This is a genomic window from Actinokineospora inagensis DSM 44258 (assembly GCF_000482865.1).
Classification (GTDB): Bacteria; Actinomycetota; Actinomycetes; order Mycobacteriales; family Pseudonocardiaceae; genus Actinokineospora; species Actinokineospora inagensis.
The window spans coordinates 1-8,056 of the sequence record NZ_AXWW01000101.1 but is presented as its reverse complement, the minus strand read 5'-3'; the positions used below and the strand labels follow the sequence as shown (position 1 = coordinate 8,056).

General features: G+C 69.5%; 8 protein-coding genes, 3 tRNA genes and 1 pseudogene. 6 read left to right on the top strand and 6 right to left on the bottom strand.

The genetic code is table 11. The features are described from left to right. Positions 1-288: 288 nt before the first annotated feature. Positions 289-1,020, top strand: a complete 732-nt coding sequence (locus H504_RS0126010) for a PIN domain-containing protein (protein ID WP_026425166.1) — start codon at positions 289-291, stop codon at positions 1,018-1,020. A gap of 182 nt (positions 1,021-1,202) precedes the next feature. Here H504_RS0126010 and H504_RS0126005 read toward each other — a convergent pair. The 4 genes from H504_RS0126005 to H504_RS0125990 form a co-directional block, all read right to left on the bottom strand. After that, a tRNA-Phe gene (locus H504_RS0126005) sits at positions 1,203-1,276 on the bottom strand. Between the two features lie 140 nt (positions 1,277-1,416). Beyond that, positions 1,417-1,490, bottom strand: a tRNA-Asp gene (locus H504_RS0126000). 22 nt (positions 1,491-1,512) lie between these two features. Then, positions 1,513-1,585: transfer RNA gene (locus H504_RS0125995), tRNA-Glu, on the bottom strand. Positions 1,586-1,798: 213 nt separating this feature from the next. Then, on the bottom strand, positions 1,799-2,044 hold the full coding sequence (locus H504_RS0125990) for a hypothetical protein (protein ID WP_026425165.1): 246 nt from the start codon (positions 2,042-2,044) through the stop codon (positions 1,799-1,801). 235 nt (positions 2,045-2,279) lie between these two features. Between H504_RS0125990 and H504_RS0125985 the strand changes: the two genes are divergently transcribed. The 4 genes from H504_RS0125985 to H504_RS0125970 all read left to right on the top strand — a co-directional run bounded on the left by H504_RS0125985 (position 2,280) and on the right by H504_RS0125970 (position 5,817). Then, entirely contained in the window at positions 2,280-2,576 is a 297-nt protein-coding gene (locus H504_RS0125985) for a metal-sensitive transcriptional regulator (RefSeq protein WP_026425164.1), read from the top strand. Positions 2,577-2,636: 60 nt separating this feature from the next. Beyond that, positions 2,637-2,810, top strand: coding sequence for a heavy-metal-associated domain-containing protein (locus tag H504_RS0125980; RefSeq protein ID WP_084468235.1), 174 nt, complete (start codon positions 2,637-2,639; stop codon positions 2,808-2,810). After that, a complete protein-coding gene (locus H504_RS0125975) occupies positions 2,807-5,023 on the top strand; it encodes a heavy metal translocating P-type ATPase (RefSeq protein WP_026425162.1) in 2,217 nt (738 codons plus the stop codon). Before H504_RS0125980 ends, H504_RS0125975 begins: the two co-directional genes overlap by 4 nt. A gap of 443 nt (positions 5,024-5,466) precedes the next feature. After that, positions 5,467-5,817: a hypothetical protein gene (locus tag H504_RS0125970; protein WP_026425161.1), complete on the top strand. Its 351-nt coding sequence runs from the start codon at positions 5,467-5,469 to the stop codon at positions 5,815-5,817. A gap of 91 nt (positions 5,818-5,908) precedes the next feature. Here the strand turns inward: H504_RS0125970 and H504_RS0125965 are convergent, their stop codons facing one another. Beyond that, positions 5,909-6,112, bottom strand: coding sequence for a cold-shock protein (locus tag H504_RS0125965; RefSeq protein ID WP_026425160.1), 204 nt, complete (start codon positions 6,110-6,112; stop codon positions 5,909-5,911). Between the two features lie 415 nt (positions 6,113-6,527). Between H504_RS0125965 and H504_RS0125960 the strand changes: the two genes are divergently transcribed. Next, positions 6,528-7,709, top strand: a complete 1,182-nt coding sequence (locus H504_RS0125960) for a L,D-transpeptidase (protein WP_026425159.1) — start codon at positions 6,528-6,530, stop codon at positions 7,707-7,709. Positions 7,710-7,909: 200 nt separating this feature from the next. On the opposite strand, the pseudogene H504_RS41630 reads toward H504_RS0125960, so the two are convergent. Next, a pseudogene (locus H504_RS41630) lies at positions 7,910-8,056 on the bottom strand (IS701 family transposase); the annotation flags it as partial.

The following is an 8,056-nucleotide window of genomic DNA, read 5'->3' as shown; positions in this document are numbered from 1 at the left end:
CCCCGCCCCCACCCAAACCACCCCGAGGCACGAGAAGACCACCACCGCCACCACCCGACGCCCGACGAGTAGCCCAGACACCCGCCCCCGGCCCGCTCAACGCGCGACCGGACGGGCACTCACCTTGACCGTGCAGGGTGTCGTGGCCGTTCGACGCGGGAAGCAAGCGTCCACACAGCAGCTCGGCGGACCGCGCTGTGGGCGACAATGGGCAACAAGAAGCTCTCGTCATGACGCCAGTGGTACAGCGTGTGTAAGCAACACCAAGCAAAGCGCTAAAGTCATCCGATGCGAGTTGGCATCTACGTCGATGGTTACAACCTGTACTACGGCGGGAGGCACGCCTGTGGCCGTAGTACGCCGGGCTGGCGCTGGCTTGATGTTCGCGCACTGGCTGAAGCGCTCGTAGCCGAGCAAGCCCATCTCTGGCCCGGGGCGGCGGTGGAGCGCGTCGTCTACTGCACGGCCCGCATCGACGGGGGAGCGAACCCCAGCGGCGCCGCCGATCAAGACGTGTACCTGAAGGCGCTACGTGCCAGTCGCAGCGTCGATCACATCGAGTTCGGCAACTACATCAGCAAGGTCATCAAGCGGCCCCTCGCGACGGCCACCAGGCGCGGCAAGCCCGTGCTCGTCCAGCCGACCTGGCCGATCATGATCCAAACAGCGGGTGTGGCGCAGCCCGCAGCGACCTTCATGGCTTCCGTGGGCACGTGGGAGGAGAAGGGTTCTGATGTCAACGTCGCCTCGCACCTGCTGGTCGACATCCTCACCAACGTGGTGGACGCAGCCGTGGTGATCAGCAACGACAGTGACCTCAGGATGCCCGTACACGAAGCTTGGCAGCGGGTACCGGTTGGCATCGTGAACCCGGGAAGTGGCTACACGGCTGGTGACCTGTCTCGCGCTCCGACAAGCGGGGCAGGCCGTCATTGGTGGCGGAGTCTGACCGCACCTGACTACACAGGTCATCAGCTACCCGACCCGGCCGTGACCTACACCAAGCCCCTGGACTGGTGACGTTGCGAAAACCGCAACACCACGGCTAAGCTGGACACATACCCGCCCGGCCCCTCGTGGGCCGGGTTTACTTTTTGCCCAGACTGCTCGCCACATCGGCTGGGACGCCAACCGAGACGGGAACTGAGACGGAAAACGCCCGTCCTGATCACCAGGACAGGCGTCTCACCTGCTCAACGCTGTGGCCAGGGGCGGGGTCGAACCGCCGACCTACCGCTTTTCAGGCGGTCGCTCGTACCAACTGAGCTACCTGGCCAAGTAAAACAACACCCCCACCGCCGCAGATGGCCACCAGAGGTGACCACCGCACCGTGGGGGTCTGGGGGGTCGCCCCCCAGAAGCAATGGCGAGCGCCCCGGCTTGCGCTTTCCGCAAGCAGGAGCATGCCAAAGCTCGCGACCCTGACGGGACTCGAACCCGCGACCTTCGCCGTGACAGGGCGACGCGCTAACCAACTGCGCCACAGGGCCTTGCTTCACTACTGTACTACCGTGCTCCCAACGGGATTCGAACCCGCGCTGCCGCCTTGAAAGGGCGGAGTCCTAGGCCGCTAGACGATGGGAGCCCGACCAATTCCGGGCGAACCGATCGACCGCGCTTCCAGGTTCACCTGGCGGGTTTCCCTGGGAGCACGCTTAGCTTAGGGCACGTCCCCGGTACCGCCAAAACCGGTACCCCCAACATCGTTCTACCTGGGTAAACAGTGACCCTCGCCCGCGGCACCGGGCGAGGGTCGGGTCGGTGGGTGATCGTCACCGGCACGTGGCGATCGGGGGGGTCAGCGGCGGACCGGGGGGATGCCGTCCTCGCCGTCGATGAGGCCGAGCATGTCGAGGAGCTCGCGGCAGTCCTCGGCGGACTGGGCGCCCATGGCGACGGCCAGGCGGGCGCGGTGGACCTGTTCGTCGGAGACGCGCGCGGTTTCGCCCGTCCGGGGGGCGGGGACGCCGCTGGAGAAGGGCCCGGCCCCGCCGAGGCTGTCTTGTTGGAGTAGGAAACTGCGCACTTCAAGCGACCCGCTCATGTGTGCCTCCCCGGCTTCGGTTTGGCGTGAGGCTATGAGACAAGTCGCCGCGCCCACAGCCCCCCGCAGAGTGAACCGCGGTGCACAATCGGTAGCCGTCCGTGACCTGTTTTCCGGTGCGGCGGTCGGATCGGCAGGAGTTGACCGGGGGTGGGCTCACCCGTCCGGGGCGGGGCGGGAGATCATCGACACAGCTGGCCGAAGACCCCTACCCCCTAGGGGTATCGTCGGCGGTATGGAGCACGAGCACACGCACCGGACCAGCGCCAAGAAGGACGCGCACCTGCGCAGGCTGCGTCGGGTCGAGGGCCAGGTCCGCGGCCTGCAGCGGATGGTCGACGAGGACGCCTACTGCATCGATGTGCTCACCCAGGTCTCCGCCGCGACCAAGGCGCTGCAGGCGTTCGCCTTGGAACTGCTCGAGGAGCACATGGCGGGCTGCGTCGTGGACGCCGCCCGGCAGGGCGACGAGGCGGCGGCGGCCAAGGTGCGCGAGGCGGCCGACGCCATCGCCCGCCTGGTCAAGTCCTGACACGTTCCCGATCGGGGAGGAACTCTCTTGTCCCAGCAGACCGTCTACACCGTCACCGGCATGAGCTGCGGGCACTGCGCCGCGTCGGTCACCGAGGAGATCACCGCGCTCGGCGGGGTGTCCAGTGTCGAGGTGGACCTGAGCACCGGCGCGGTCACCGTCACCAGCGCGGGCGAGTTGGACCGGGGCGCGGTCGCCGACGCGGTGACCGAGGCGGGTTACCGGCTGACATGACCACCGTCGAGCGCCCACCCGAGCGGGTCGAGCTGGCCATCACCGGGATGACCTGCGCGGCCTGCGCCGGGCGGGTCGAACGCAAGCTCAACAAGCTCGACGGGGTGCGCGCGTCGGTCAACTTCGCGACCGAGCGCGCCCTGGTCGAGATCCCGTCCGGCTTCCCCACCGCCACCCTGGTCGACGCGGTCGGCAACGCCGGTTACGGCGCCAGTCCGGTGGCCGGGGAACCCACCGACGACGAGGACCACGTCGACCTTGCGCGGTTGCGGTTCACCCTGTCCGCCGCGCTGTCGGCGCCGGTGGTCGCCGTGTCGATGGTCCCGGCCTGGCAGTTCCCCACCTGGCAGTGGGTGGCGTTGGCCCTTTCTTACGTCGTCGTGCTGGTCTGCGGCTGGCCGTTCCACCGGGCGGCCGCGATCAACCTGCGGCACGGGGCGGCGACGATGGACACCCTCGTGTCGATGGGGGTGACCGTCGCGTTCCTGTGGTCGGTGTACGCGTTGCTGTTCGGCGGCGCGGGCATGATCGGCATGCGGCACGAGTTCAGCCTGCTGCCGGGGACGAGCAGTGGCCGCGCGGACATCTACTTCGAGGTGGCGGTCGGCGTCACCACCTTCCTGTTGCTCGGCCGTTGGCTGGAGGCCAGGTCGAAGCGGCGGGCCGGGTCGGCGCTGCGGGCGCTGCTGGCGCTGGGCGCCAAGGACGTCGCCGTGCTGCGGGACGGGGTCGAGGTCCGGGTGCCGATCACCGAACTGGCGGTGGGCGAGCTGTTCGTGGTGCGACCGGGCGAGAAGGTGGCGACCGACGGCGTGGTCGACGCGGGTTCGTCGGCGGTGGACCGGTCGCTGGTCACCGGCGAGTCGGTCCCGGAGGAGGTCGGGCCGGGTGACGCCGTGGTCGGCGGGACGGTCAACACGAGCGGTCGGCTGGTCGTGCGGGCGACCCGGGTCGGCACCGACACCCAACTGGCGCGGATGGCGCGGATGGTCGAGCGGGCGCAGACCGGCAAGGCGCGGGTGCAGCGGCTGGCCGACCGGATCGCGGCCGTGTTCGTGCCGGTGGTGCTGGGCATCGCGGTGGTCACCCTGGCCGGGTGGCTGCTCGTCGGCGCCCCGGCGGACACGGCGGTGACGGCGGCGGTGGCGGTGCTGGTGATCGCGTGCCCGTGCGCGCTGGGCCTGGCGACGCCAACGGCGCTGCTGGTCGGGACCGGCCGGGGCGCGCAACTGGGCATCCTGGTCAAGGGCCCGGAGGTGCTGGAATCCACCCGTCGGGTGACCACGGTCGTGCTGGACAAGACCGGGACGGTGACCACGGGTCGGATGTCGGTGGTGGACGTGATCACCGCTCCCGGAGTCGACGCGGACCGGTTGCTGCGGTTGGCGGGCGCGGTCGAGGCCGCCTCCGAGCACCCGATCGCGCGGGCCATCGCGGAGCGGGCGGGCAGCGCGGCTCACGTCGACAGGTTCCGCAACATTGAGGGCCTTGGCGTGACCGGCGTGGTGGACGGGTCGACGGTCGTGGTCGGACGGCCCCGGCTGCTGGCGGACCACGGCATCGAACTGCCTGCGGAGCTGACCGCCGTCCAGGCCGAGGCCGAGGGCCGCGGCCGCACGGTGATCGCCGCCGGGGCGGACGGGGCCGCGCTCGGGCTGATCTCGGTCGCCGACGCGGTGAAGCCGACCAGCGCCGAGGCGATCACCCGGCTGCGCGCGCTCGGGCTGCGGCCGGTGCTGCTGACCGGCGACAACGCCAGGGTCGCGCACGCCATCGCCGCGGAGATCGGCATCACCGAGGTGGTCGCCGAGGTCCTGCCCGCGGACAAGGTGGCGGTGGTCCGGCGGCTGCAGGCCGAGGGCGCCGTGGTGGCGATGGTCGGCGACGGCGTGAACGACGCGCCCGCGCTGGCCGCCGCCGACCTCGGGCTGTCGATGGGAACGGGCTCGGATGTGGCGATCGAGGCGGGCGACCTGACCATCGTCCGCGGCGACCCCCGGCTGGCCGCCGACGCCATCGCGCTGTCCCGGCGCACCCTGGGCACCATCAAGGGCAACCTGTTCTGGGCGTTCGCCTACAACGTGGCGGGCATCCCGCTGGCCGCGTTCGGGCTGCTCAACCCGATGATCGCGGGCGCGGCGATGGCCCTGTCGAGCGTGTTCGTGGTGGCCAACAGCCTGCGGCTGCGCGGCTTCCAGCCTTCGGCGGGGTGAGGCGGGGGTTTCCGCTGGTCAGCGGCCCGGGTGAAGATCATCGGTGCTGAGCGCCCCCGATTTCCCAGCCTAGCCGGCGGGGGTGACGGGACCGGGGGTGTCGGGTCGGGATTCCGCGCAGAGCAGCGTTGATCAAGGGGTGGGTGGCTGCGGGCACTAGCGGTGGGAAGGCCACCTGACAAGACGAACATCAGGTGAACATTGACGACGATTTTTCCCAGTCGACCACTCCCGCACCGACCGGTGCACGTGCAACAATCGTTGGGCTGACACACCCCCGGTCAGCACCTGTGGAGATCCCCTCCGGCCCCCGCGTTCCTCCCCCTGGCGCGGGGGCCTCTCCACGTTCCCGGCGGCGCCCGGGTTGCCGGACGGCGAACGACAGACCTGTGTCACCAGTCACACCGGCTGCGGCCCCGCAACCCAACCGTTATCGTGTCCCGGTGCCTTTTCCCTCTTTCGGACGCAGCCGCACCGATCTCAAGGCGGTCGGCACCAACACGGGGCGCCACCGCACCGTCGGCCAGGTCGCGGACCCCCGGGCCGCGGCGGAGACCCCCGACCACGAGCTCGAGTCCTACCTGGCGGCGCTGTCCCCCGACACCGATGCCGAGACCACCGGCAGTGGCCGCCGGTTCGGCTCCGCCGAGGTCTACCAGTTGCGACTGTCCCTGATGGCCAACGAGCAACTGCGCGAGCTCGCCGCCTACCGGCAGACCTCGCCGATGGCGCTGGCCCAGGAATGGGTCATGCAGCGACTGGAGTGGGAGGCCCAGCAGCTACAGCGGCGCTGAGCCCCCGAGCGGTCGTCACATCCCCCGACCACGTGAACGGGCCCCAGACCTGGCCAGGTCTGGGGCCCGTTCCTCGCTCCAGCGAGGGGAACTACAGCGGGACGACGTTGGTCGCCTGCGGGCCCTTGGTGCCCTGGCCGACCTCGAACTCGACCCGCTGGTTCTCCTCAAGGGTGCGGAAACCCTTGGACTGGATCTCCGAGTAGTGCACGAAGACATCGGCGCCGCCGTTGTCCTGCGCGATGAAGCCGAAGCCCTTCTCGGAGTTGAACCACTTGACAGTGCCCTGTGCCATAAACCTGCCTCCATACGCAGGAGCATGGGGCTGCACCGTGCAACCCCGGGCCGCCCTCGGACGATGCTCCCGCCGACTGCAGCGGAAAAGCAGCGCGCCCGCGTAGCCGTTCCGCGAGCGTGAATCGCACGAACACAGAAACCACGGCCTGCAACCGAAAGCGTATCGGCTGCCCGTCGGCCGCACTACTGCCTGACGGGCGCACGACTAGCCCAAGCGGGTGATCTCGATCAGTACGCTCCGCATCAGTCGGATCGCTCTCCGGATTGGGCCGAAATTCCACCAGAAGTGACACGTGTCACACTTGGTTCGGCCAACGATTCTCGGCCGCGCGGCGTCGTTAAGGGTGTTCAAAGGGTTTGTGGGGGAAGGGAAGAAGCGGATGGGCGGGCGGGCACGGATCAGGCGGCGGGCAATGCCGGTCGCACTGGTCGGCACGGCGCTCGTGGCGGTGCTCGCGCTCAGCGGGTGCACCTCCGGCGAGTCGGCCGCGGCGACGAGGGATGGAACAACCGGTGGCACCGGCAGCACTGCCGGCACGTCCACCTCGCAGGCGCCGGTGACGCCTGCCGCGAAGGTCACGGCCACCAGCGCCGCCGACGTCAGTCCCGCGGGTCCGGTCACGGTCGCGGTCACCGACGGCACGCTGCAAGCCGTCACCCTCACCAACGGCGACGGCAAGGCGGTCAAGGGCGCCCTCTCGGCGGACAAGACCACGTGGACGGTCGGCGAGCAACTCGGCTACGGCAAGACCTACACGTGGGCGGGCAACGCGGTCGGCACCGACGGCAAGGCGGTCCCGGTGAACGGCTCGTTCACCACCGTCAAGCCCAAACGGACCATCAGCGCCAGCCTCAACACCGGCGACGGGCAGACGTACGGCATCGCGATCCCGGTCGCGGTCACCTTCAACGCCCCGGTCAAGGACCACGCCGCCGCGCAGAAGGCGCTCAAGGTCACCACCACCCCGACCACCGAGGGCGCGTGGGCGTGGCTGGACGACCAGACGGTGCACTGGCGGCCCAAGGACTACTACCAGCCCGGCACCAAGGTGGACGTCACCGTCGGCATCTACGGCGTCGACCTCGGCGGCGGCAGCTACGGCAGGGACAACGTCACCTCGTCGTTCACCATCGGCCGGTCCCAGGTGGTCAAGGCCGACACCCAGACCCACCGGATGCTGGTGTTCACCAACGGCGTCAAGACGTTCGACTTCCCCGCGTCGATGGGCCTGGACTCCGACCCGGGCCGGGTCACGCACAGCGGCACGCACGTGGTCATGGGCAAGAGCGCGACCTACGCGATGAGCAACCCCAAGTACCACTACGAGAACGTGGTCGTGCCGTGGGCGGTGCGGGTGTCGAACAACGGCGAGTTCGTGCACGGCTACGCGGGTTCCGTCCCGGACCAGGGCAAACGCAACGTCTCGCACGGCTGCGTCAACCTGTCGCCCACGAACGCGAAGCTCTACTACGACACGGCCATGGTGGGTGACCCGGTGGAGATCACCGGCAGCACCCAGCAACTCGGCCCGGCCGACGGCGACTACTACGACTGGGCGCTCACCTGGGCGCAGTGGACCGCCAAGTCCGCCTGACAGATCTTGGACGACGAGGGGGCTCCCGCCACGGGAGCCCCCTCGTCCGCGTCCGGGGACACTAGTAGGGCTTTGTTAGGTGCTGTTGACCTGGGGTTTTTGGTCGGGTGTTCGGGTTTGGACGGGTTGTCCGCAGGTGTGGCAGGTGCCTGTCCAGGCTGCGAGCAGGGTCTGGAGTTCGCGCAGGACCGCGTAGAGGGTCAGGCCCGCGCAGGGGCTTTTGGGGTGCGGCGGAGCCGGGTGCAGATGGCTTGGGCGACGGAGGTGAGGGTGACGTGGCGGTGCCAGCCGAGCCAGGAGCGGCCTTCGAAGTGGTCGAGGCCGAGTCCGTGTTTGAGTTCGCGGTA